This window comes from Blattabacterium cuenoti (assembly GCF_014251695.1).
Classification (GTDB): Bacteria; Bacteroidota; Bacteroidia; order Flavobacteriales; family Blattabacteriaceae; genus Blattabacterium; species Blattabacterium cuenoti_T.
The window spans coordinates 47,062-71,281 of the sequence record NZ_CP059195.1 but is presented as its reverse complement, the minus strand read 5'-3'; the positions used below and the strand labels follow the sequence as shown (position 1 = coordinate 71,281).

General features: G+C 24.3%; 18 protein-coding genes. 8 read left to right on the top strand and 10 right to left on the bottom strand.

Annotated features, from left to right (window positions below; all coding sequences use genetic code 11):
- Positions 1–20: 20 nt before the first annotated feature.
- Positions 21–1,346 (bottom strand): c-type cytochrome, encoded by a 1,326-nt coding sequence (locus H0H62_RS00290; protein ID WP_185860986.1) that lies wholly within the window; start codon positions 1,344–1,346, stop codon positions 21–23.
- 169 nt (positions 1,347–1,515) lie between these two features.
- On the opposite strand from H0H62_RS00290, the gene H0H62_RS00285 reads away from it, so the two are divergent.
- The 5 genes from H0H62_RS00285 to H0H62_RS00265 are packed head-to-tail and all read left to right on the top strand — an operon-like array spanning position 1,516 to position 5,896.
- A complete protein-coding gene (locus H0H62_RS00285; protein ID WP_394366701.1) occupies positions 1,516–2,835 on the top strand; it encodes a M16 family metallopeptidase in 1,320 nt (439 codons plus the stop codon).
- Positions 2,836–2,887: 52 nt separating this feature from the next.
- A complete protein-coding gene (locus tag H0H62_RS00280) occupies positions 2,888–4,270 on the top strand; it encodes a M16 family metallopeptidase (RefSeq protein ID WP_394366697.1) in 1,383 nt (460 codons plus the stop codon).
- Positions 4,263–4,580, top strand: coding sequence for an iron-sulfur cluster assembly protein (locus H0H62_RS00275; RefSeq protein WP_185860766.1), 318 nt, complete (start codon positions 4,263–4,265; stop codon positions 4,578–4,580). The genes H0H62_RS00280 and H0H62_RS00275 overlap by 8 nt, the downstream gene beginning before the upstream one ends.
- Before the next feature lie 11 nt (positions 4,581–4,591).
- Positions 4,592–5,527, top strand: a complete 936-nt coding sequence (locus H0H62_RS00270; protein WP_185860765.1) for an SPFH domain-containing protein — start codon at positions 4,592–4,594, stop codon at positions 5,525–5,527.
- A gap of 12 nt (positions 5,528–5,539) precedes the next feature.
- The gene (locus tag H0H62_RS00265) at positions 5,540–5,896 is read left to right on the top strand and encodes a DUF3127 domain-containing protein (RefSeq protein WP_185860764.1); all 357 of its coding nucleotides are present in this window, start codon (positions 5,540–5,542) and stop codon (positions 5,894–5,896) included.
- 68 nt (positions 5,897–5,964) lie between these two features.
- Here H0H62_RS00265 and H0H62_RS00260 read toward each other — a convergent pair whose 3' ends face one another.
- From H0H62_RS00260 to sucC, 4 genes are all read right to left on the bottom strand, one after another.
- Positions 5,965–6,552 carry an endonuclease III domain-containing protein gene (locus H0H62_RS00260; protein ID WP_238784134.1) on the bottom strand — a complete coding sequence of 196 codons (588 nt, stop codon included), beginning with the start codon at positions 6,550–6,552 and terminating at the stop codon, positions 5,965–5,967.
- Positions 6,549–8,660: an ATP-dependent Clp protease ATP-binding subunit gene (locus H0H62_RS00255; protein ID WP_185860763.1), complete on the bottom strand. Its 2,112-nt coding sequence runs from the start codon at positions 8,658–8,660 to the stop codon at positions 6,549–6,551. Before H0H62_RS00255 ends, H0H62_RS00260 begins: the two co-directional genes overlap by 4 nt.
- Before the next feature lie 80 nt (positions 8,661–8,740).
- A complete protein-coding gene (locus H0H62_RS00250; RefSeq protein ID WP_185860762.1) occupies positions 8,741–10,222 on the bottom strand; it encodes an AAA family ATPase in 1,482 nt (493 codons plus the stop codon).
- 12 nt (positions 10,223–10,234) lie between these two features.
- Positions 10,235–11,437 carry an ADP-forming succinate--CoA ligase subunit beta gene (gene sucC, locus H0H62_RS00245; RefSeq protein WP_185860761.1) on the bottom strand — a complete coding sequence of 401 codons (1,203 nt, stop codon included), beginning with the start codon at positions 11,435–11,437 and terminating at the stop codon, positions 10,235–10,237.
- A gap of 106 nt (positions 11,438–11,543) precedes the next feature.
- Here sucC and H0H62_RS00240 point away from each other — a divergent pair, with 106 nt between their 5' ends.
- Genes H0H62_RS00240 through H0H62_RS00230 form a run of 3 tightly spaced genes read left to right on the top strand, consistent with a single transcriptional unit; the run spans position 11,544 to position 13,470 of the window.
- Positions 11,544–12,221, top strand: coding sequence for an ABC transporter ATP-binding protein (locus tag H0H62_RS00240; RefSeq protein WP_185860760.1), 678 nt, complete (start codon positions 11,544–11,546; stop codon positions 12,219–12,221).
- 9 nt (positions 12,222–12,230) lie between these two features.
- Complete coding sequence (locus H0H62_RS00235; RefSeq protein ID WP_185860759.1) at positions 12,231–12,917, top strand: alpha/beta hydrolase; 687 nt, start codon at positions 12,231–12,233, stop codon at positions 12,915–12,917.
- Entirely contained in the window at positions 12,910–13,470 is a 561-nt protein-coding gene (locus tag H0H62_RS00230; protein ID WP_185860758.1) for a hypothetical protein, read from the top strand. Before H0H62_RS00235 ends, H0H62_RS00230 begins: the two co-directional genes overlap by 8 nt.
- Positions 13,471–13,543: 73 nt before the next feature.
- Here the strand turns inward: H0H62_RS00230 and odhB are convergent, their stop codons facing one another.
- Genes odhB through ccsA form a run of 5 tightly spaced genes read right to left on the bottom strand, consistent with a single transcriptional unit; the run spans position 13,544 to position 24,185 of the window.
- Positions 13,544–14,767 carry a 2-oxoglutarate dehydrogenase complex dihydrolipoyllysine-residue succinyltransferase gene (odhB, locus tag H0H62_RS00225; RefSeq protein WP_185860757.1) on the bottom strand — a complete coding sequence of 408 codons (1,224 nt, stop codon included), beginning with the start codon at positions 14,765–14,767 and terminating at the stop codon, positions 13,544–13,546.
- A gap of 10 nt (positions 14,768–14,777) precedes the next feature.
- Positions 14,778–17,504, bottom strand: a complete 2,727-nt coding sequence (locus tag H0H62_RS00220; RefSeq protein ID WP_185860756.1) for a 2-oxoglutarate dehydrogenase E1 component — start codon at positions 17,502–17,504, stop codon at positions 14,778–14,780.
- A gap of 41 nt (positions 17,505–17,545) precedes the next feature.
- Positions 17,546–20,215: an alanine--tRNA ligase gene (alaS, locus tag H0H62_RS00215; protein ID WP_185860755.1), complete on the bottom strand. Its 2,670-nt coding sequence runs from the start codon at positions 20,213–20,215 to the stop codon at positions 17,546–17,548.
- Positions 20,216–20,228: 13 nt separating this feature from the next.
- Positions 20,229–21,026, bottom strand: a complete 798-nt coding sequence (locus H0H62_RS00210; RefSeq protein ID WP_185860754.1) for a lysophospholipid acyltransferase family protein — start codon at positions 21,024–21,026, stop codon at positions 20,229–20,231.
- Between the two features lie 9 nt (positions 21,027–21,035).
- Positions 21,036–24,185, bottom strand: a complete 3,150-nt coding sequence (gene ccsA, locus H0H62_RS00205) for a cytochrome c biogenesis protein (RefSeq protein WP_185860753.1) — start codon at positions 24,183–24,185, stop codon at positions 21,036–21,038.
- Positions 24,186–24,220: the final 35 nt, after the last annotated feature.

The following is a 24,220-nucleotide window of genomic DNA, read 5'->3' as shown; positions in this document are numbered from 1 at the left end:
AATAATTTTATTAATCCATTTCAGTAATGACATTTAGCACATTCTGTTCCTCCAATCATATCAACAGTTATTTTATTTATATTATTTTTTTTTGGAAAATATTTTTTATAATACCGATTATTTGTATCTATTTCTACGTTTTTATGACAAGATATACACCATTCCATAGTAAAATCATTAGACATCTCTACCGTATCCATTTTTTGGACTTCACCATGACAAGCATTACAAACTAAATTAACTTTTTTTAATTTTTTAATTGTTTTTTCTCCTGTTATGATATGTTGAGAATGATCAAAATAGACAAAATCTGGCATATTATGAATACGTATCCATTGAATAGGATGAGTTTTTTTAGAATATTTTCTTGTTTTTTGATCCCATCCTATAGTATGATATATTTTTTGTATTTCTTTATTATATTCATCTCTACTTTTTCCTTTTTCCAAATAATCTCCATTATATTCATGAATAGTGATATGACAATTCATGCAAACATTTACTGAAGGAATTCCAGATACTTTCCCATACTTTGCAGAAGAATGACAATATTGACAGTCAATTTTATTAATCTCGGAATGAATTTTATGAGAAAAATAAATAGGTTGCTCAGGTTTATATCCTTTATTAACATCTATTTTCATTAAAAAATTCCAAGTTTCATATATTCCAAATAACAAAAAAAATCCTATAAAACCAGAAAATAAATACCATTTATTTTTATCCTTTCCTAAAATTTTTTTGTATAAAATATTTATTATAAAATTTTTTTTATTAAAAATAGAAACTTCTGTTTTTCCTTTATTAATTAATCTAATTAGAATTTGTATTTTATATAAAATCCAAAGCAGAATTAAAGAGAAAATTCCAAAACAAAAAACAATGAATTTTATTAAAAATTGATTTTTTTCTTTTTCTTCTTCATTTTCATGAATTTCATTTTTATAGGTTTCTTTTTTTTTTTCTAAATTTGGATTTTTTATAAAAAATAAAATATCATCTATTTGTTTTTCAGAAAATTGAGGAAATGAATTCATTTCTACATTTCCATATTCTTTATAAATCGCTAGAGCTTCCTTATCTCCACTTTCTCTCAAAGATTTATTATTTTTAATCCATTGATGTAACCATTTACGGCTTCTTTTTTCAGTCACACCATATAAAGCCGGTCCTATCATTTTTTTTTCTAACTCTATAGAGTGACATGCCGTACAATTTTTTTTAAAAAGTTCAATTCCATTTTCAATGTCTCCTTTTATTATGTTGATATTATCAGTATTTGATTTTAGTTTTTCTATTCCAACTCCTAAATAAAAAATGAAAATAAAAAATAAAATTTTTCTCATACCACTCATACAATACAATGAATTCATAATTTTTTTATATAACAAAAATAGAATAAAAGAAAAAAATCCCATTTTTTGGAAAAAAAAATTCGTAAATTTCTTTCTTGAATCTTTAACTTTGTTTTTCATGAATAGGAATTATTTTTTTTTCTTTATGTTAGCAAGCACGATGCTTAATAATAATAATTTGATTTCCAAAGATTTTAATTCTTCTAGAGATCCATATAAAATTATATTTTTCGAAGAAAAACTATCAAATGGATTGCATGTTATCTTACATCAAGATAAAACGAATCCTTTAGTTTCCATTTCCGTTTTGTATCATGTAGGTAGTAAAAACGAAATTCCTGGGAGATCTGGTTTTGCTCATTTTTTTGAACATCTTATGTTTGAAGGATCCAAAAATGTTAAAAAAGGAGAATATTTTAAATATATTGCCTATAATGGAGGAAAAAATAATGCCTATACAAATTATGATGAAACTTGTTATTATGAAATATTGCCATCTGATCGTCTTCCATTAGCTTTGTGGTTAGAGTCGGAAAGAATGCTTCATGCTAAAATTGATGAGGAAAGCATTAATATACAAAGAGAAGTGGTAAAAGAAGAAAAAAAAATGCGTATAGAAAATCAACCATATGTTAAAGCAATTTCAGAGATTATTCCTTCTTTATTATTCAAAAAGCATCCATATAAATATCCAATTATTGGATTTGATCAAGATTTAGATGCAGCTACAGAAAAAGATTATAAAGAATTTTATAAAACTTACTATGTTCCAAATAATGCAGTTTTAGTTGTATCAGGTGATTTTAATATAAATGAAACTAGAATATTGATCAAAAAATATTTTGCATCTATCCCTAAAGGAAAAATGAATTTTAGAATGAAAAAAATAGAAGAAGAGACGATAAAAAAAGAAATATTTTATACTTACGTAGATAAAAATACTAAAGTCCCTGGAGTTTTTTTATCATATCGAGTTCCTAAATTAACAAATAAAGATTCTTATGTGTTAAAGATTATTGATCATATATTATCTTCTGGAGAAAGTTCGCGTATAATTAAAAATATTGTAAACACAAAGCAAGTAGCTTCTTATGCTGGTTCTTTTTTAGATACAATGGAAGATTATAGTATTTTTATTATATATGGATTAATTAATCCTGAAATTAAATTAGATCAGTTAACAAAAATAATAGATGAGGAAATAGATCTTTTAAAAGAAAAAGGAATAACACAATATGAATTGGAAAAACAAATAAACTATTTTGAAAAAAAATTTATTGCTGATAATTATTCTATGAGTGGAATAACTGCAAATTTATCTCATTATTATTTGTATTATAATAATGCTGATTTAATTAATACAGATATAGAAAAATATAAAAAAATAACAATAGAAGATATAAAAAGAGTTGCTAATAAATATTTAAATAAAAACAATAGAGTTCGTTTATATAATGTTCCAGATAATACAAATAAATAAATTTTTTGTAAAGATTCTCTTTTTTATAATAATTTTTTTTCATACAATAATTATGTTTGCCCACACATTTAATAGAAATATTCCACCTCAACCTCTAAAAAAAAAGATTACTATAAATGTTGAAAAACCTAAATTTTTTCAGATGGAAAATGGGTTGAAAGTTCTAATCGTAGAAAATCATAAACTTCCTTTAGTTAGGATTGGGTTAGAATTGGATTCTAAACCTTTTTTAGAGAAAGATAAAGCTGGAATAAAAAAAGTATTCGGTCATATGCTGCGTTCTGGAACAGAAAATTATACGAAAGAGAAATTAGATGATATTATTGATTATATGGGATGTAGTTTATATACTTCATTTTCTGAGATATCTATTTTTACTATGAAAAAATATTTGGATAAATCCGTATCTATAATGAGCGATATTTTAATGAATAGTAAATTTGATAATTCCAAAGAATTAAACAGAATAATAAAACAAAGAATTACAGATCTTAGCCTTTTAGAAAAGGATCCAAATGCTATTTTACAAAGAGTTAAAAATATTTTATATTTTGGAAATAATCATCCTTATGGAGAATACGAAACTCATGATACAATTAAAAATATTACTCTTCATGATTTGAAAAAATTGTACGAAAAATATTATATTCCAAACATATCTTATCTTTCTTTCATAGGAGATATATCTAAAAAAGAGGCAGAGAAATTGTGTTCTATTTATTTTTCTAAATGGAAAAAAAAATTATATGTGGCTGATCCTGTTATAAAGGAATATATGATCCCATCAAAAATAGAAATAGACATAGTGGATGTTCCTTCTTTAACTCAATCTACTATTTGTTTTGGTGGACCGGTTTGTTTGAAAAAAAATAATCCTGAGTATTTTTCTTCTATATTAGCAAATGGAATTTTAGGAGGAGGGCCTCAAAGTCGTTTATTTTTAAATCTTAGAGAAAAAAAAGCTTATACATATGGGGCTTATTCTATTTTGAAATCTGATAGAAATATTGGTTATTTTTCAGTTTATACTCAAGTTAGAAATGAAGTTACAGAAAAAGCGATAGAGGATATCATAAAAGAAACTGTAGAAATGACGGAAAAAAAAATTTCTTTGGAAGAATTAAATATCAAAAAAAAGGAAATAATAGGTCAATTTGTTCTTGATTTTGAAGATCCTAATAGAATTAGTGATCTTTTTATATGTGAATTAAAAAATAATCTTCCAAGTGGATTTTATAAAAATTATTTAAATAAAATCGAATCAGTTACGATTGATGATATCTATCAATCATCTAGAAAGTTTTTCTTTACAAAATATGGAAGAATTATAATTATTGGAAAAGCTAGTGATATATTTCCTAATATAAAAAAATTAGGTTATCCTATTCATTATTTTGATCAATTTGGATCTTTAATAAAGAATAAAAATGAATAAAAAAAATTGTCTTTTAGAAGATAGGATTATTTCTGTATTAAAAAGTATATATGATCCAGAAATTTCAGTAGATATTTATGAATTGGGTCTTATTTACGATGTTCAAGTTGACGGAAAAGGGAAAGTAAAAATAGTAATGACTTTAACTACACCTAATTGTCCAGTAGCAGAAAGTTTACCTTTAGAAGTGAAAGAAAAAGTTCAGTCTATACAAGAAATAAAAGAAACAGATGTGGTTTTAACATTTGATCCGCCTTGGAGTAGGGAATTTATGAGCGAGGAAGCTCGTTTAGAACTGGGATTGTTATAAATTTTTTTAATATGAGTATTTTCAGTTTATTATTTTATGGAATATTAGTCCTTTTAATTTTATCTTTTTTTTCTAGTTTTGTTTTTATAGTGAATCAAGAGACAGCAGCTATTCTTGAGAGAACGGGAAAATTTCATAGTATTCGTTATGCTGGATTAAATTTTAAGATTCCTATTATAGATAATATAGTAGGGAAACTTACATTAAAAATTCAACAATTAGATGTATTAGTAGATACAAAGACAAAAGATAATGTTTTTGTTAAAGTAAAAGTATCAGTTCAGTTCAAGGTTATTAAAGATAAAGTATATGAAGCTTTTTATAAATTGGATAATTCCCATGCTCAAATCACTTCTTATATATTTGATGTCGTTAGAGCAGAAGTTCCAAAAATGCGTTTAGATGATGTTTTTGAGCGTAAAGATCATATAGCTCTTGCAGTTAAAGGAGAATTAGAAGGTTCTATGTTAGATTATGGATATTCTATAATTAAAGCATTAGTCACTGATCTTGATCCAGATGAACAAGTAAAACAGGCTATGAATCGTATTAACACAGCTGAAAGAGAAAAAGTAGCGGCTGAATATCAAGCAGAAGCTGAGAGAATTAAAATTGTTGCTAAAGCAAAAGCAGAAGCGGAAAGCAAAAAATTACAGGGAAAAGGAACAGCAGATCAACGTAGAGAGATAGCTAGAGGAATTTTAGAATCAGTAGAAGTATTAAATAATGTAGGAATTAATTCACAAGAAGCTTCTGCTTTAATCGTTGTCACACAACACTATGATACTCTTCAATCTATGGGAGAAGCTGGAAATACTAATTTAATTTTATTACCTAATTCCCCAGGATCAGCTAATGAAATGTTAAACAATATGATCACTTCATTTAATATTTCTAACCAAATTGGAGAATCTCTTAAAAAAAAGAACAATAGTAAAAAAAAATAAATTTTAAGTTTAATGGAAATCATAGGAATAGTCAAAAAATTATTTGATATTCAAAAATTTGATAGTGGATTTCAAAAAAGAGAAATAGTTCTTACTACTGAAGAGCCCTATCCCCAAAATATATTAATTGAATTTATTCAAGATAAAGTAGATTTGTTAGAAAATGTAAAATTAAAAGATAAAATAAAAATTTTTATTAATCTTAGGGGAAGAGAATGGACAAATCCTGAAGGAATTGTTAGATATTTTAATTCTATTCAAGGATGGAAAATAGAACATTATTCTCGTTCTACAGGGACTTCAAATAAAATATCATCTACGGCGTCTTCTTCTTTATCCTCTGATGATTTTGATGATTTACCTTTTTAATTTTAATAAAAAAAAATTGAATTATAGTAAATTATGATTCAATAATTCTTGGTATATAAGATCTATTTTTAAATCCCATCTTCGGGATGGAGAATATTCTTTAGCATAAGAAATAATTTGAAAATGTAATTTTTTCCAATTTTTTTTTTAAAAACATGTTTTGCTTTTTTTTCTGTTTCTTTAACATTTTTTCCATTACTCAATTTCCAACGAAACATCATTCTATGAATATGAGTATCCACAGGAAATACAGATTCATCGGATACATGAGATAAAAAAACAGAAGCGGTTTTATGTCCTACTCCAGGTAATGATTTCAATTTTGAAATATTTTTAGGAATAATTCCATTATATTTATTTATTAATATAAGAGATAAATCATGAATATTCTTAGATTTAATATTATGAAGTCCAATATTTTTTATAATATTTTTTATATCCTCTATAGAAGTACAAATTGTATCCTTTGGCGTTTTTATTATTTTAAATAGAAATTTTGTTATTTTATTGACTTTTTCTTCTTTACTTCTAGCAGTTAATAAAATGGATATAAGCAAAGTATACTCGTTGATATAATATAAAGTACTGGTTGGGTTGGGATATAAAAAATCTAATATATTTTCAATAATTTTTATTTTCCTTGAAATAAAATTCATGTTTTTTTATGAATAAAAACTTCTACATTATCATTATTTTCATTCATTTTTAGTGAAATTTGATCTCCTTTTTTTAATTTTTCAGTAATTATATATTCAGATATAGGATTTTTAATAAATTTTTCTATTATTCTTTTTAAAGGACGTGCTCCATATTCTTGATCAAATCCTTTTTTTTGAATAAAATCTATTATTTCAGGAAGTAATATTAATTTATATCCTAAATCGGATACATGAATAATTATTTTTTTTAATTCAATACAAGTTATTTTCGATATATTTTCTTTAGTTAAAGAATTAAAAAAAATAATATCATCTATTCTATTTAAAAATTCAGGAGAAAAAGTTCGTTTTAAAGCTTGTTCCAGTACATTTTTAATGTAATTATTAAATTTTCTTGCTTGAGTATGAAAACCAATTCCCTGACCAAATTCTTTTAATTGTTGTGTTCCCGTATTTGAAGTAAAAATAATTACGGTGTTTTTAAAATTTATTTTTCTTCCAATACTATCTGTAACACATCCATAATCTAACATTTGTAACAAAACATTAAAGACTTCATGATGTGCTTTTTCTATCTCATCTAATAATATTACAGAATAAGGTCTACGACGTATAATTTCTGTTAATTGTCCTCCTTCTTCATAACCGACATAACCTGGAGGAGCACCTATTAATCTAGATACAGAAAATTTTTCCATATATTCACTCATATCTATACGAATTAATGATTCTTCCGAATCGAATAATTCTTTAGCAAAAATTTTTGCTAAATAAGTTTTTCCAACTCCTGTTTGTCCTAAAAAAATGAAGGATCCTATAGGAGAATTAGGATCTTTTAATCCAGTTCTATTTCTTTGAACTGCTCTAACTATTTTTTCTACAGCTTCATTTTGTCCTACTATTTTTTCTTTTAGGATATCTATCATTTTACTCAATTTTTTCATTTCAGCTTGAGCTATCTTATTTACTGGAACTCCACTCATCATAGATACCACTTCTTCAACATTTTCTTCCGATACAATTTCTTTATTCTTCTTAGAAGATTCTTCCCATTCTTTTTGAGCTTTTATTAATTGTTTTTCTATACCTTTCTCCGTATCACGTAAACGTGCCGCTTCTTCGTATTTTTGACTTTTAACAACTTTAGATTTTTCTTTTCGAATTTTTTCTAATTCTTTTTCTAACAGAACTATTTCTTTAGGAACTTTTATATTTTTCATGTGAACACGAGATCCTGATTCGTCTAAGGCATCAATTGCTTTATCCGGTAAAAAGCGATCTACAATATACCGAACAGTGAGATGTACACAAGCTTTTATAGCTTCTTCCGTATAAATAACATTATGATGACTTTCATATTTTCCTTTTATTTTTTTTAAAATTTCTATAGTTTCTTCTTCAGAAGAAGGTTGAACAATAATTTTTTGAAATCTTCTTTCTAATGCTCCATCTTTTTCTATATATTGTCTATATTCATTTAGTGTGGTTGCGCCAATACATTGAATATCTCCTCTTGCTAAAGCTGGTTTAAAAATATTAGAGGCATCTAATGACCCTGTTGTTCCTCCCGCTCCAATCATAGTATGTATCTCGTCTATAAATAGAATGAGCCCTGTATTTTTTTCTGATTCGTTGATAATGGCTTTCATTCTTTCTTCAAATTGTCCTCTATATTTAGTTCCAGCAACTAAACTTGCTAAATCTAGGACTACTACTCTTTTATTATACAAGACTCTTGATACTTTTTTTTGTACAATACGTAATGCTAATCCTTCAGCAATAGCAGATTTTCCTACTCCAGGTTCTCCTATAAGAAGAGGATTATTTTTTTTTCTCCTACTCAATATTTGAGAGACGCGTTCCACTTCTTTATCTCTACCTACTACTGGGTCTAATTTTCCTTCCATAGCTATGGAATTCAAATCTCTTCCAAAATTATCTAAAACAGGAGTTTTACTTCTTATTGAAGATCCTCCATAATAACCAGTTCCTCTCCCTCCAGATCCATAAGAAGAGGAAGAGCTATCATTTTCAATATCTTCATCGGAATAAGAAGAAGAGAAAATAATTTTTATTCTCTTGTTTGATAAATAATGATGAATCATAAATTAAAATCATTAATAATATAATAAAAAATATAAAATATATCTCTTAAAAATAAAAATATTATGTAATAAATAATTGTTTATAAAAATTTTTCCTTTTTTTGTATTTTGGAAGAAGTGATTTTTAAATTCAATCGTTCTATTAATGTTTCTATTAATTTATTTTTCTGATATAAAAGATTATATTGTTCTATTGTACTTGAATTTTTTCTCACTATTTCAAATTCTAAATGTGGATTATTGAATTTTTCTTTAAAATATTTTAAAAAATGAGTTTGAATTAACAAAAAACTATGATTTCCTAATTTAGATGGAATCATAAAAAATATTTTATTTTTTTCTATTTGAAATTGTATTTCATTTTTTAAAAAAAATAAATAAATAGGATTTATTTTACCAGAAAATTTCTGTATAAATTTTACCCAATTTTTTTGTAAAAATTGAATTTTTTCATGATCCTTATAATCAGAAAATTTTTCATTTTTTTTTTCATTTTTTATTAATGAATAATTTTTATGAGAATAAAATAAATATGCCAACTGTATTAGATAAATTTCAATTATTAATCTATGATTTTGATTTAATTTTTCATATTCTCTTTTCAATCTAAGACAAATGTTCAAAGCGTTTGTTAAAAATAAATAAGACATTTTTTTTGATTGTGTAATGTAAGAAAATATTATTTCTTTTTTAAATTTTAAAATAGAAATTGTTTCATAATTTTTAGATAACAAAAGATTTCTGAAATGTTTGGTTAAACCTATAATTAAATCATAAGAATCAATTTTTTTTTGTAAAATTTTATCTAATAAAATGAATGTTTTATGTATTTTTTTATCTAAAAGATAATCTACTATTTTAAAAAAATACTTAATATCAATGATTCCTAATTTTTGAATTAAAAATTCTTTTGATATTTTTTTTCCACTATATAAAATCAATTTATCAAATAAACAAATAGCTTTACTAATAGATCCTTTTACATGTTTTGATAAAATCAATAATGTTTCATTTTCTACTTCTATATTTTCTTTTTCAGCGATCATTTTTAAATGTAAAAAAATTTCTTTTGTAGAAATACTTTGGAACTCATAAACTTGACATCGTGATAGAATTAATCGCGGAATTTTTTTTTCTTCTTCCCCACAAAAAATAAATAATATATGCGGATGTTTCTCTTCTATAAATTTTATAAAAAGATATAAAAAATATTGAGAAAACATATGTACGTTATTAATAATAAATATATTATATTTTCCTGTTTTAGGAATAAAACGAGACTGATTAATGATTTTATAAAAATGTTCTAATGAATCATTCATAAGTCCATTAATCTCAATTCTATTCCATGAAAAATATTCTGATTCTGAAAAAGAATTCAATTCGTTTGATAAAATACGTGCACATGTATTTTTTCCTATTCCTTCTGGTCCAAAAAAAAATAAAATTTTAGATAAACGATTTTCTTGTATTGTTTTTTTTAAAATGATAATTATATCTTTTTGTCCTATTACTTCATTCCATTTGGATGGTTTATATTTTTCAGATAGTACAGAATTCATAATAAATAAATCTTATCTATCATGCAAAATTTTTTGAATTTTATCAGCCGATTCTTTTAAAGAATCAGTATAATAAATAGGTAACGAACTTTTTTTAATCAATTTTTTTGCTATTTTTTCATTTGTTCCTTGTAAACGAACAACTACAGGAATATTAATTTTTTTACGAATTTTAAAATAAGAATTGATAATCCCTTCTGCAACTGTATCACAACGTACAATTCCTCCAAATATATTGATTAATATTGTTTTTACAGATTTATCCTTTAAAATAAGACAAAAAGCTTTTTCTACACGTTTTTGATCAGCAGACCCTCCTATATCTAGAAAATTAGCAGGTACACCTCCACAAAATTTAATCATATCCATAGTAGCCATTGCTAATCCAGCTCCATTTACCATACATCCTACATTTCCTTCCAATTTTAAAAAATTTAATTTAGCTTCAATAGCTTCACTTTCAATTATATCAACATCATCTTTATCACATATCATATTGTATTTTTTATGACGAAATAAAGCATTATTATCTAAAATAATTTTTATATCAACTGGTATAAATTTTTTATCAAATGTTCTGATCAAAGGATTAATCTCTAATAATAAGGCATCGTAAGTAATATAAGCTTTATAAAGGGAAAATAAAAAAATACTAAAATTTTTAAAAAATTCATTATTATGTATTCCTAAATTAAACCCAATTTTTCTTGTTTGAAATAATTGAAGTCCCAATATAGGATCTATTACTTCTGTATATATTTTATTTGGATTTTTTTTTGATAGATCTTCTATGTTTATTCCTCCTTCTTTAGAATATAGAATTATATTTTTTTCTATATCACGATTTAATAATATGGATAAATAATACTCTACTGGAGGACTAAATTCAGAAAAATAAACATCTTCAGATATCAAAATTTTTCGAACTAATTTTCCTTTTTTAGAAGTTTGGGGGGTAATTAAAAATTTACCTAAAATATTTTTTGATTTTTCGTAAACTTCATCTAAATTTTTTGCTATTTGAATACCACCAGCTTTTCCTCGTCCTCCAGCATGGATTTGAGCTTTTATAACTAAAGAATTTTTTTTAGTTTTTTTTAAAATAATTTTAGCCGCTTCTATAGCTTCTTCAGGAGTAGAAGCTAGTATTCCATCAGGAACTTGAATGGAAAATGAATTCAATATTTCCCTACCTTGATATTCATGTAAATTCATTGAAAATAATTTTTAAAAGTTAATTAAAATTCATTTATTTTTAAAATATTTTTTTTAGTTTTCTAATTTAGTTTATTCAAAAGAAGAATTTTAAATTTACGAAAAAATGATTCAGGCTAAAAATATTTATAAATCTTTTGGAAAAGATGAAATTTTAAAAGGAATAAATATCATGGTGAAAGAAGGAAGCCTGGTGTGTATATTAGGGGAATCTGGAGCAGGAAAAAGTACTTTACTACATATATTAGGGACTTTAGAAAAACCGACTATAAATAAAAAAATAAAAACAATTCTAAAAATTAATAAAAAAGAAATATTATCTCTTACTGATAAAGAACTTTCCAAGTTAAGAAATAAAAATATAGGTTTTATTTTTCAAACCCCTCAACTTCTTCCTGAATTTACCGTTTTAGAAAATATTTGTTTACCAGGTTTTATAAAAAAAAAAAATATAAAACATGTGAAAAAAAAAGCTATAAATTTATTAAAAAAATTGAACCTATATAAATATGAAAATTCAAAAATAGAAGAATTATCTGGAGGGGAAAAACAGAGGGTCTCTGTTGCCAGAGCTTTGATTAATGATCCAAAAATTATTTTTGCGGATGAACCTTCTGGTAATCTAGATGCAAAAAATGCAGAAAAATTACACAATTTTTTTTCTTTTCTTAATCATAAATTCAGACAAACTTTTTTAATTGTCACTCATAATTTACAATTAGCAGATATGGCTGATGAAAAATTAAAAATAGAAAATGGAATAGTATACAAAATTGATAAATAAAAATATTTTATGCTTTTAAAAAATCAACTTTCTATTAAACATATTATAAAAAAAACCTTAAACGGAACTGAAAACACTCTTTTTTTAATGATTCACGGATATGGAAGTAATGAAAAAGATCTTTTTTTTTTAAAAAAAGATCTTCCAAAAAATTTTTTTATAATAAGCATTCAAGGTTTCTACTCTCTTGGAATAGAAAAATATTCTTGGTATGATATAGATTTTGACAATAAAAAAAAATTTATTAATATAATACAAGCTCAAAAAACTATTAAAAGAATATCATCTTTTATACATGAAGCTATAAAAGAATATCAATTGAAAAAAAATCAAGCTTGGATATGTGGTTTTAGCCAAGGTGCTATTTTAAGCTATGCTATAGCATTTAAAAATTCTGATCAAATTAAAAAAGTAATCGCTTTAAGTGGATATATAGAAAATAGTATTTTACCAAAAAAAATAAATTATTATAACGATTTAGAATTTTTTATATCTCATGGTAAATATGATAACATAATCCCTATAAATTGGGCAAAAAAAGGATTGAAACTTTTAAAACAAAAAAAAATACTTTCTTTATTTTATAAAGAATATGAATCGGGGCATGTTTTAAATAATATCAATTATCAAGATCTTATCAATTGGATTAAAAAAAAACATATTTATTCTAATAATAAAAATTTGAATCATGAGTAAATATTCAAAAATTGGATTATTTCTATTTATTTTTTTGGGATCTATTTTTTTCTTTTTTTTCAAAAATTATTTATATGGATATATTCTATTTTTTTTAAGCTTAATTCCTATTTTTTTTATTTTTAGGAATGAATTTTTATTATTAGCCTTTTTCAAAATACGGAGAAAAGATATGATTGGATTAAAAAAATATTTAGGATATGTTAAAAATCCTAAATTACAACTGACTAAAAATCAAATATCTTATTATTATTTTTTAAATGGAATTTTGTATTCAGAAAATAATATTTTTAAATCAGAAAATTATATGCAGAAAGCTTTAGATTTAGGACTCAAATTAAAACAAAATATTGCTATTGCAAAACTAAATTTGGCAATAGCATCCTTATCAAAAGGGAATAAAAAAAGAGCTGAATTTTTACTATTAGAAGCAAAAAAAATGGATATTTCTGGTCTATTATATGATCAAATTAAAATCATAAAAATACAAATCAAAAAAATAAATATAGGAAATGTGAATAGACCTAATCCTCATGTTAGAAAAAAATTTTAGTAAAAACGAATAATCTATTATTATTTTTGAAAAAAACTCTTATTCTTATCCCTCCTTTAATGAGAAAATATTTTTATAATTCCAATGTTTTAGAAATATTTTCTTTATTTCCTCCCATAAAAAATTTTATGGGATTTTCTATAGATTCCTTTATAGATACTAAAAATCCTACAGATTCTCTTCCATCAATAATTCTATGATCATAAGATAAAGCTAAATACATCATAGGACGTATTTCAATAGATCCATTAACCACTACAGGTCTTTCCATAATTTTATGCATTCCTAATATAGCACTTTGTGGTGGATTTATAATCGGAGTAGATAACATAGACCCAAAAATACCTCCATTAGTAATGGTAAAAGTGCCTCCTGTCATTTCATCTATAGATATTGTTCCATTATGAACCCGTGTTGATAATTTGTATATTTCTTGTTCTATTTTACGAAATGATAAATGTTCAGCATTTCTTATTACTGGGACCATTAATCCTTTAGGACCAGATATAGCGATACTAATATCATAATATTCAAAATTAATTTTGTCTTCTCCATTAATCATAGCATTTACATCTGGATAAAATTGTAAAGCCCTAACACAAGCCATAGTAAAAAAAGACATAAAACCCAAATTAACTCCATGTTTTTTATTAAAAAGATCTTTATATTTTTTTCTAATAGAAAAAATTTCTAGCATATTTACTTCATTAAACGTTGTGAGAGAAGCCGTTTTATTTTTTGCATAAACTAATCTTTCGGAAAGTTTTCTTCTTAGAGAAGAAAGAGGAGTAATTTTTTTTGATCTATGCATTGTTACAGATGTATCCATACTAGAAGGTCTTTTATTTTTTTCTAAATAAAAAATACAATCTGTTTTTGTTATTCTCCCATGTTTTCCAGTTCCTTGAACAGATTTTATAGAAATATTTTTTTCCTTTAAAATTTTTTTTGAAGCTGGAGAAGGAATTTTAAAATTAATAGGATATTCTTTTTCAAGATTATCTTTTTCGTGAATATGAAGGATTTCTTTTTGGGATTCTTTTGTATATTTTTTATCATATTTATCAGAATCAATAATACATAAAACATCTCCAACTCGTACTCTTTCTCCTTTTTTCACCATTAAAGTGATACTTCCATTTTCTTCTGCAAAAATTTCTAAAGTAGCTTTATCTGAATCTATTTCTGCTATTATCTGACCTTTATGAACATAATCTCCATTCTTTACAAGCCATGAGCTAACTTCTACTTCTGTAATTGATTCTCCTGGAGAAGGGACTTTTATCTGTATTATCATAATTTAAATTTCAAAGAAAAGCTTTTTTTAATATTGTATTTTGAATTCTCAAAAAATCAGAATAAGATCCTGTAGATGGACTAGAACTTTCACATGGAGCTATTAAATTGAATGAAATAACATTTCCTAATTTTCTTAAAATAAAACTCCATGCCCCCATGTTTTCTGGTTCTTCTTGTACCCAAAAAATTTCCTTTTTATTTCTATATTTATCTAGAAGTTCTTTTACTTTTTCTATTTTTAGTGGATAAATTTGTTCAATACGAATTAATGCAGTTTTCTCATCTTGAATGAATTCTTTTCTATTTAGTAAATCATAATATATCTTACCAGAACAAAAAATTAATTTTGTTATTTTATTTATATCCTTTACATAAGGATCATCTAATATCTCATGAAATATATCTGTAGTAAAATCTTTTATTGTAGATAAACATTTTGTATTTCGAAGTAAACTTTTAGGAGTAAAGACTATAAGAGGTTTTCTATATTTTAATTTCATTTGTCTCCTTATAAGATGATAAAAATTTACTGGAGTTGTACAATTAACTACGAATAAATTATTATTCGCACAAAGTTGTAAATAACGTTCAATACGGGCAGAAGAATGTTCTGGACCTTGGCCTTCATATCCATGAGGTAATAATAATACAATTCCATTTCTAATTTTCCATTTATCTTCTGCAGAAGATATATATTGATCTATTATAATTTGTCCTCCATTAACAAAGTCTCCAAATTGAGCCTCCCATAAAGTTAAAACATTAGGAGAATACATGGCGTATCCATAATCAAAACCCAAAACTCCATATTCTGAAAGAGGAGAATTAAAAATTTGTATTTTTCCTTGTTCTGCACAAATTTTATTAAGAAGAATAATTTCTTCTTCTTCTTCTGTTTTAATAATAGCATGACGTTGAGAAAAGGTCCCTCTAGCTACATCCTCCCCTGATAAACGAATATGATATCCTTCACATAAAAGTGTTCCATAAGCTAATAATTCAGCCATACTCCAATCTAGTAATTTTTTTCGAATCATTTCTAACCTTTTTCGGAAAATGAACTCCGTTTTTTTGAAGAATTTTTTATTTTTTGGAAGAGAAAAAATTTGATTGGATATTTTTATGATCTTCTCTATGGAAAATCGTGTATCTACTTTTTTAAAAATTTCTTTATTATTAGATACTATAGGAAAATCTTTCCATTCTTCTTCCAAAAAAGAATTCAATACGTTCCATTTAATATTACTTGCCTCATTATATTTTACATTAAGAACATTTTCATATTCTTTTTCCATATTTTTTACATCATTATTATTAATAATTTTTTCTTTTTCCAATTTTTCCCTATATAAATTATAGGAATTAGGATGATTTGAAATCGCTTTATATAAAGAAGGTTGAGTAAATCTAGGTTCATCTCCTTCATTGTGTCCATATTTTCTATACCCCAATAAATCTATAAAAATATCTTCATGATAACGCATTCTAAAATCTACAGAAAAATAAATAGCTCGAATAATAGATTCTACATCATCCGCGTTAATATGTAATACTGGAGTCATCAGTGTTTTGGATACATCCGTACAATATATACTAGAACGGCCTTCCGTATAGTTTGTGGTAAATCCTATTTGATTATTAATTACTATATGAATAGTTCCTCCAGTTGTATATCCTTTTAATTTAGATAATTGAAGAACTTCATATACAATTCCTTGACAGGATATAGCCGCATCTCCATGAATTAAAATAGGAAGAATTTTTTTTGAATTGCTATTTTGATTATAAATAATATCTATTTTAGCACGAGTAATTCCTTCTACAATAGCATCTACAGATTCTAAATGAGATGGATTAGGAACTAAAGTTATTTTAATAAATCTTCCTTTTCGAGTTTTTCTTATTTTTGAAAAACCTAAATGATATTTAACATCCCCAGAAAAAGTTTTTTCTTTATATTCTTTTCCTTGAAATTCGCTAAATACCTGAGAATAATTTTTTTGAAAAAAATTAGAGAGTATATTTAAACGACCTCTATGTGACATTCCAATTGTAAAATCTTCAGTAAGATATCTATCGGATGTATATTCTATCATTTCTTCCAAAGCAGGCAACGTGGATTCATTTCCTTCTATAGAAAATCTTTTTTGACCTACAAATTTTGTATGAATAAAATTTTCAAATGAAACTGCTTCATTTAATTTTTTTAAAAAAAATTTTTTCTTTTCTGGAGAGAATTTTAATTTTTCTTTTTGAAACCATTTTTCAATCCACTGAATCTTTTCAGGATTAGAAATATGCATGTATTCTATTCCTATAGATCCACAATAGATCTTTTTTAGATAATGAATTATACTTCTTAATGAAATTTTACCTAATCCTATTAAGTTCCCAACTTCAAAATTTGTATCAAGATCTTTTTCAGATAATCCAAAATTTTTTAAGTCTAAAGAAGGAAAATGCTTTCTTCTTTTTCGTATAGGATTTGTATTTGTGAAAAAATGACCTCTTTTTCTATAAGCATGAATCATGTTATATACGAAAAATTCTTTTCGTATAATGTTCTTTTCTAATTGTAAAACAACGTTTTTATAGTTTTCTTTTTCGAAATCAAATCCATGAAAAAAAGCACTCCAAGTTGATTCTATCAAATTAGGGTTTTCTTTATACTTATTATATAGAAATTCTATATCTTTAAAATGAATGGCATTTAGAAATGAATATCTATCATTCATACACTATTTTTTATTTTAAATTTAAACATTTTAAATATCTATCAAAGTTTATTTTTACGTAAATGATTTTGATATCCTAGTGCATCTTTTAAAACAGAATTAAGTCCATTTTTTTTAGTTCCCATAGCAGTAGAAAAATAAGAATTTCCCCAACATTTTCCGTTTATATGAGAAGCCATTTCACATATTATTTTATAAGCATGAACATTTTTATTTTTAATGACATAATCAGAAATAGATATAAAAATAATTACTTTTTCATTTTCCACAAATCCTACAATCATAAATAAATTAGAAATTTCATGTCTTAAATCTAAGACTATTTTTTTCATAATATTTATTTTTTGTTCTTGACAAGGATCAATTTCACATATGTATTTTATGCTATCTATATCTATAGCTTTTAAAGAAAATTCTTTTTTTAATATTTTTATTTTTTGTAAATGAATTTTTGATATTTTTTGTTTTAATTTTTCATTCGAATTTTTCAAAATGGAAAAACTTTTTATAGGAGATTCTGGATATTTCATCATCTTTTTTATAGATTGATATTGATCACGAATAGATTTCAAATGTTGAATTGCTGTTTCTGAAGTTATAGCCTTAATTCTACGTATTCCATGTGATATAGAAGATTCTGATAATATATCAAAAACTTGAATTAATCCAGTATGTTTAACATGTGTTCCAATACATAATTCTGAAGATTCTCCAAAGGTAACAACTCGAACATTTTGTTTATATTTATCTTCAAGTATTTCATTAAAAGAAAAATTTTTTTCAATTTCTTGCAAAGAATTAAATATTTTTACTTCTAATAAGAGATCATCAAAAATTAATTTTTGAACTAAATTTTCTATTTGATTCAATTCATGAATAGTTATTTTTTTATAATGAGAATAATCAAATCTTAGATAATCGTCTCCTACATAAGATCCTTTTTGTTGAACATGATTTCCTAGTATTTGTTTCAAAGCAAAATGTAATAAATGGGTAGAAGTATGATTTTTCTCTATTTTTTTTCTTCTATTTTGATTTACTATAGCCTTAAAAGAAGAAAAAACATCTAAAGGTAATTTTTTTACACAATGTATAATAATAAAATTTTCTATTTTAGTATCAAATACGTCAATTATTTCAATTTTATTTTTTATAATCCCCGTATCTCCTAATTGTCCCCCACCTTCAGGATAAAAAGGTGTTTTAGAAAAAACTAATTCATAATAATGTATTTTTTTAAATAAATTTTCTACTTCTCTGTATTTTAATATAAAAACATTACACTCTGTAAAATCATATCCTACAAAATTTTCGAAATTTTGATTATCATGAAAATTATTATGTGCTTTTATCCAATCTTTTTTTATAATTGAATTATTTTCTTTTTTGGATCTTTCTTGTTGTTCTAACAATTTTTTTTGAAATGATTTTTCATCAATGAATAAATTATTTTTTTCTACTAACATTTTAGACAATTTCATAGGAAATCCATAAGTATCGTATAGTTTAAAAATTTTTTTTCCATCAATAATTTTATCATTTTTTTCTTTATAATTGGTAATTATATGTTGAATCTTTTTACTTCCTTTTTCAATAACATTAAAAAAAGATAATTCTTCTTCTTGAATAATATCTTGTATGTATCTTTTTTTCTTATCCAATTCTGGAAAAAAACTTTTCATTTCTCTAACTAAAGAATCTACAAATTTGTAAATAAAAGGTTCTTTTAAAAAACGGGTACTATAAATTACGGCTCTTCGGAGTATCTTTCTAATCACATAACCAGCTCCATTATTAGATGGTAATTTCCCATCTGAAATAGAAAAAACAATAGCTCTTAAATGATCTGCTATAATCTGTATGGACATATTTTGATATATGTCTCCTTTATTATAAATTTTTCCTAAATAATCTTTTATATCTTTAATGATGGGATAAAAAATATCAGTTTCATAACTAGAAATTTTTCCTTGTAGAACCATACATAATCTTTCCAAACCCATTCCTGTATCTACATGTTTTGTGGAAAGTTTTTCCAATGTTCCATCTGATTTACGTGTAAATTCTATAAATACAAGATTCCAAATCTCTATTACTTGAGGGTGTTTTTTATTAATAAGACATCTTCCAGGCAATATTTTTTTTTCTTTTTCATTTCGTAAATCTATATGAATCTCAGAACAAGGACCACAAGGCCCTGTTAATCCCATTTCCCAGAAATTTTCTTTTTTACCAAAAAAAAGAATATGATTTTCATTAATTAAAGTTTTCCAATATTTAAAAGATTCTTTATCCATATATAATTTATCTTTTTTATCTCCAATAAAAATAGATACATAAATATTTTGATTAGGAATATTATATACTTTAATTAATAATTCCCAAGCCCATTCTATAGTTTCTTTTCTTGAATAATCTCCAAAAGACCAATTTCCTAACATCTCGAACATAGTGTGATGATAATTGTCATGTCCTACATTTTCTAAATCATTATGTTTTCCAGTAATTCTAAGACATTTTTGAATATTCGCAACTCTCGTATATTTAGGTTTTACATGTCCTAAAAAATAGTCTTTAAAAGGATTCATACCGGCATTAACAAAAAAAAGAGAGGGATCATTCCTTAAATAAATAGGGTAAGAAGGAATAATTTTATGTTTCTTTTTTTTAAAAAAACTGAGAAAAGTGTCTTTTATCAATTTATATTTCATTATTCTTTAACATTTATAAATTTTCCTTTTTATATTTTTGAGATTGTTCTATGGAATCCATTATTTTTTCCATAATAGAATCTGTTGTCTCTTTTTTAAAATCTAATTGAATAGGTTTTTTAAATTTCATTTTTTGTAAAACTCCTTTGTTTCTGATCCGAATTCCTTTTTTATCATATGCCTTTTGAAATCCATCAATCACAATGGGAACAACAATAGGACAGTATTTTCTTATTACGTGAACTATTCCTCTTCGTCCAGGAGCAAATGCTTGAGTTGTTCCTTGTGGAAAAGTAATTAACCAACCATCATTAAGTGCAATTCCCATACGAGTCATATCAGATATGATATCGACAGAATGATTAATTCGTTTTTTTTTTTCTCTCCAAGTTCTTTTTACAGTAATCCCTCCTGAATAAGTAAATAGCTTTGTTAAAAACCCTTGATTCATAGTTTCTTTGGCTGCTACATAATATAAATTAACTTTAGGATTTAAAAGATAAATAGGATTTTTAATACTATTTACGAAACCATTTTTAACGCTATAAAATACATGAAACATAGCAAAAACATCTGCAAAATAAGTTTGATGATTCGATACAAAAAGAACTTTTTTATCAGGTAAATCTTTTATATATTCAGTCCCTTCTAAATGTAGTTTATTGAATCCATTATAACGATTATAAGAGATACAACCAAAAGTAAAAATTAAAAAACGTTTTATAAAATGCAAATTTCCAAATGCATCTCTAAACAAAGTACTTTGTTTTTTTTTTAAATATTTTTTAAAAAAATACGAATAAAAATTCACTGGTTATATTTATGTATTTTTTATTTTATAAAATTTGAATGAATAATAAGATAAAATAGATACAATTAACAAAATTAATAAACTATAATATATCCAATAAGGAACAGAAATAGGATCCCCTTTTGCATAAGAATGCAATCCTGACAAATAATAATTTACTCCAAAATAAGTCATTAAAATAGAACTAATTGATAATATACTGGAAAAGTTAAAAATAAATATGCTTCTAAAATATGGAATTAAACGAATATGTAATACAAAAGCATAAATCATTATGCTAATCAAAGCCCAAGTTTCCTTAGGATCCCAACTCCAATAACGCCCCCAACTATTATTAGCCCAAACAGAACCTAAAAAAGTTCCGATAGTTAATAAAAAAAGGCCTATAGTCAAACATATCTCATTAATAATGGTCAATTTTTCAATATGACGATGAATGATCCCACTATGATTCTGAAAACATACCTTTAATATAAAAAAAAGTAATACTAAAAAACCCAAAAATGCTCCTGTGAAAAAAAAACCATAACTAGATGTTATTGTTGCAACATGAATAATCAACCAATGAGATTTTAAAACGGGAACTAAATTAGTTATTTCTGGATCCATAGCATTTCCATGTGCAATCATTAGTAAAATAGACGAAACTAAAGCTGTAATTCCTGAAACAAATTGATTTTTATAAAATAAAAAACCTATCCCTATTAATACCCAACTAATGAAAATAGCGGATTCATATCCATTAGTCCATGGGGCATGTCCAGAAATATACCATCTAGAAATTAAACCCAATAAATTTAAAATAAATAGAAAAAATAAAATGTTAATAAATATTTTAGAAAAAAAAAACATGTATGTTTTTTTGAAAAAAATTGTTAAAAAAGAATTAATAATAATTATGATTCCAAAAAAAATATACAAAAAAGATAAAATATAAAATATATTTAATTTATTATAAAGAATTTCTATAGATATTTTATTTTCAGAAGGTAAAATAGATTTTGCATACTTAAGTTGATATAATCGTATTTTTTGAATTTCATTATCCGCAATACTCCAATTTTTTTCATTTTGAGAAAATAATAAAGATTTAAGATAATTGTTAAACATAGAGAAACCTAAAAGGTTCAATTTATTTGAATCTGAAATCCAACTAGACCAAGTATGATTTATATCATGAGGAATAGGAAAAATACGGATATATCTTCCTTGAAAAATTTCATGCATTATTCCTACACGTTCACTAAGATTTATGACAGCTTTATCGTATTCATTTCTGTGAATAGGATTTTTATAAAAAGCTTGTTTATAATCTTCTTGTAAAATAAATTTCAGTTTTGAAGATTTTGAATCTATAAAATATAAATCCATAAGAGAAACATAATATTGTCGATTTGCTTTTACTTTATTTAAAAATTTATGTCCCCCTTTCTTATCAATTTTAATAAAAGGAATTTTAGTCCATAAAATGTTATCTTGATGTATAGATATAAACCATTGATTAGCATCTAAGTTTTCTATATAATCTTTTTTATATATTTTTCTAAGTAATTCAATGGCGATTGTATTAATAGGTTTAATTCTTCCTTTATGATCTTGGACTAATAAACGTCCAAAATTTTCACTATGTTTTTTAGGAATATGAACAGCATCTAATATATTTTCTAAAGGAACTTTTTTTAATTTGTGTGTTTGAGAAAAAATAGGATTATGTAGCCCTAACAATAAAAATACAATAAATAATATGGAATAATTCTTATAAGATATATATTTCAATTTTTTTTTAAGATAACTAAATCTAGTTCCTTTCCAGAATAAAGAAAGAAACATCCCGATAGTCATAAAAATATAACCTATATAAGAAAAATACGTACCTAAATAATCATTATTAACAGATAAATGAGTTCCTTTTCCATCTGGATCATATCCGGATTGAAAAAATCTAAATCCTTTATAATTTAAAACATTATTCATATAAATTAAATAGTTTTTTCTATCATTTTTATCTATTAATGTTACATGACTCATAAAAGTGGAGGGAAATTCAGAACCTGGATAATTTTCAACTTTGAATTTTTTCAATTTTATAAAAAAAGGTAAATTTAAAAAAATAGATCCATATCCAATGAAAATTTTATAATCCTCAAAAAATAAAGGAGAACTCATATTTTTTGTATTTTTTCCTCCTAAAAAGGTTACTAATTTGGATTTTTTTTTAAAAAATATTTTTGCCGTAATAGCACTTAATTTATCATCTTCCTCATGATTACATGATTTTACATATTTTAATTTTCCTTTTACTACTCCTTCAGGAATGACCCATTGTACTATTTCATGATCTTTATCTATCTTAATTTTATATAAACATTTTATTTTTAATATATTATATTTTTCTTTTGAGAAAAAACTAATTTTTCTATTTATCATGTTTATATTTTCACCTGAAAAAGAGGATTTTATATAAAGTTTATTTTTTTTTTCAAAAATTATAACACCAATAGGAATTTTTTTATTAAAAGAAAATATAATTCCATTTATATTTGTCATATCTCCATTTTTAACAAAAAATTCGGTTCTTTTTTTTTGATTTATTGAAACTATTTTTATGATTTTTTCTTTAGGGTTCTCTTTTGAGAAAAGAATTTTTGCACATGGTATATAATCTATAATTTTAACTTTTAAAGGATTTTTTTGAAAAACAAATTTTCCTTGATATCCATTATGAAAAGAAGAAAAAATATAAGGATCATGATAAAATCTAGTATAAGACCCTCTACTTATTTTTAATTTTATGTAATTTTTTCTAGAAAGAATTTTTCCATTGGTTTCTCCTTCTCTTATAGACATTGTTCCTTCAAAACTGAAATATCTAGAACAAATTCCTCCAATAAAAATTAATATGAATGAAAAATGAAAAATAAACAAAGGAAACTTATTATAATTCCATAACTTATATTTCCATATATTTCCTATTAGATTTATTACAATAAACAACATGACAATTTCAAACCATGTAGATTCATAAATAAATATTTTGGCTATATCTGTAGAATATTTTTTTTCTAAAAAAGTAGCAATAGACATAGATAAAGCTAATAATAAGAATAAAAAAGAAGTAATTTTTGTAGAAAAAAGAATTTTTTTTAATTTTTTTTGCATTTACTTATTTGTATTTATGATTACATAAAATTCTT

What these genes read in the sequence shown, in the direction of transcription:
- sucC (WP_185860761.1), bottom strand. Translation starts at nt 11,437, where the DNA reads ATGAATTTACATGAATATCAAGGTAGGGAAATATTGAATTCATTTTCC.
- alaS (WP_185860755.1), bottom strand. Translation starts at nt 20,215, where the DNA reads ATGAAATATAAATTGATAAAAGACACTTTTCTCAGTTTTTTTAAAAAA.
- H0H62_RS00255 (WP_185860763.1), bottom strand. Translation starts at nt 8,660, where the DNA reads ATGATTCATCATTATTTATCAAACAAGAGAATAAAAATTATTTTCTCT.
- H0H62_RS00275 (WP_185860766.1), top strand. Translation starts at nt 4,263, where the DNA reads ATGAATAAAAAAAATTGTCTTTTAGAAGATAGGATTATTTCTGTATTA.
- H0H62_RS00260 (WP_238784134.1), bottom strand. Translation starts at nt 6,552, where the DNA reads ATGAATTTTATTTCAAGGAAAATAAAAATTATTGAAAATATATTAGAT.
- odhB (WP_185860757.1), bottom strand. Translation starts at nt 14,767, where the DNA reads ATGATAATACAGATAAAAGTCCCTTCTCCAGGAGAATCAATTACAGAA.
- H0H62_RS00265 (WP_185860764.1), top strand. Translation starts at nt 5,540, where the DNA reads ATGGAAATCATAGGAATAGTCAAAAAATTATTTGATATTCAAAAATTT.
- H0H62_RS00240 (WP_185860760.1), top strand. Translation starts at nt 11,544, where the DNA reads ATGATTCAGGCTAAAAATATTTATAAATCTTTTGGAAAAGATGAAATT.
- ccsA (WP_185860753.1), bottom strand. Translation starts at nt 24,185, where the DNA reads ATGCAAAAAAAATTAAAAAAAATTCTTTTTTCTACAAAAATTACTTCT.
- H0H62_RS00220 (WP_185860756.1), bottom strand. Translation starts at nt 17,504, where the DNA reads ATGAATGATAGATATTCATTTCTAAATGCCATTCATTTTAAAGATATA.
- H0H62_RS00290 (WP_185860986.1), bottom strand. Translation starts at nt 1,346, where the DNA reads ATGAGAAAAATTTTATTTTTTATTTTCATTTTTTATTTAGGAGTTGGA.
- H0H62_RS00270 (WP_185860765.1), top strand. Translation starts at nt 4,592, where the DNA reads ATGAGTATTTTCAGTTTATTATTTTATGGAATATTAGTCCTTTTAATT.
- H0H62_RS00250 (WP_185860762.1), bottom strand. Translation starts at nt 10,222, where the DNA reads ATGAATTCTGTACTATCTGAAAAATATAAACCATCCAAATGGAATGAA.
- H0H62_RS00285 (WP_394366701.1), top strand. Translation starts at nt 1,516, where the DNA reads ATGCTTAATAATAATAATTTGATTTCCAAAGATTTTAATTCTTCTAGA.
- H0H62_RS00230 (WP_185860758.1), top strand. Translation starts at nt 12,910, where the DNA reads ATGAGTAAATATTCAAAAATTGGATTATTTCTATTTATTTTTTTGGGA.
- H0H62_RS00235 (WP_185860759.1), top strand. Translation starts at nt 12,231, where the DNA reads ATGCTTTTAAAAAATCAACTTTCTATTAAACATATTATAAAAAAAACC.
- H0H62_RS00280 (WP_394366697.1), top strand. Translation starts at nt 2,888, where the DNA reads ATGTTTGCCCACACATTTAATAGAAATATTCCACCTCAACCTCTAAAA.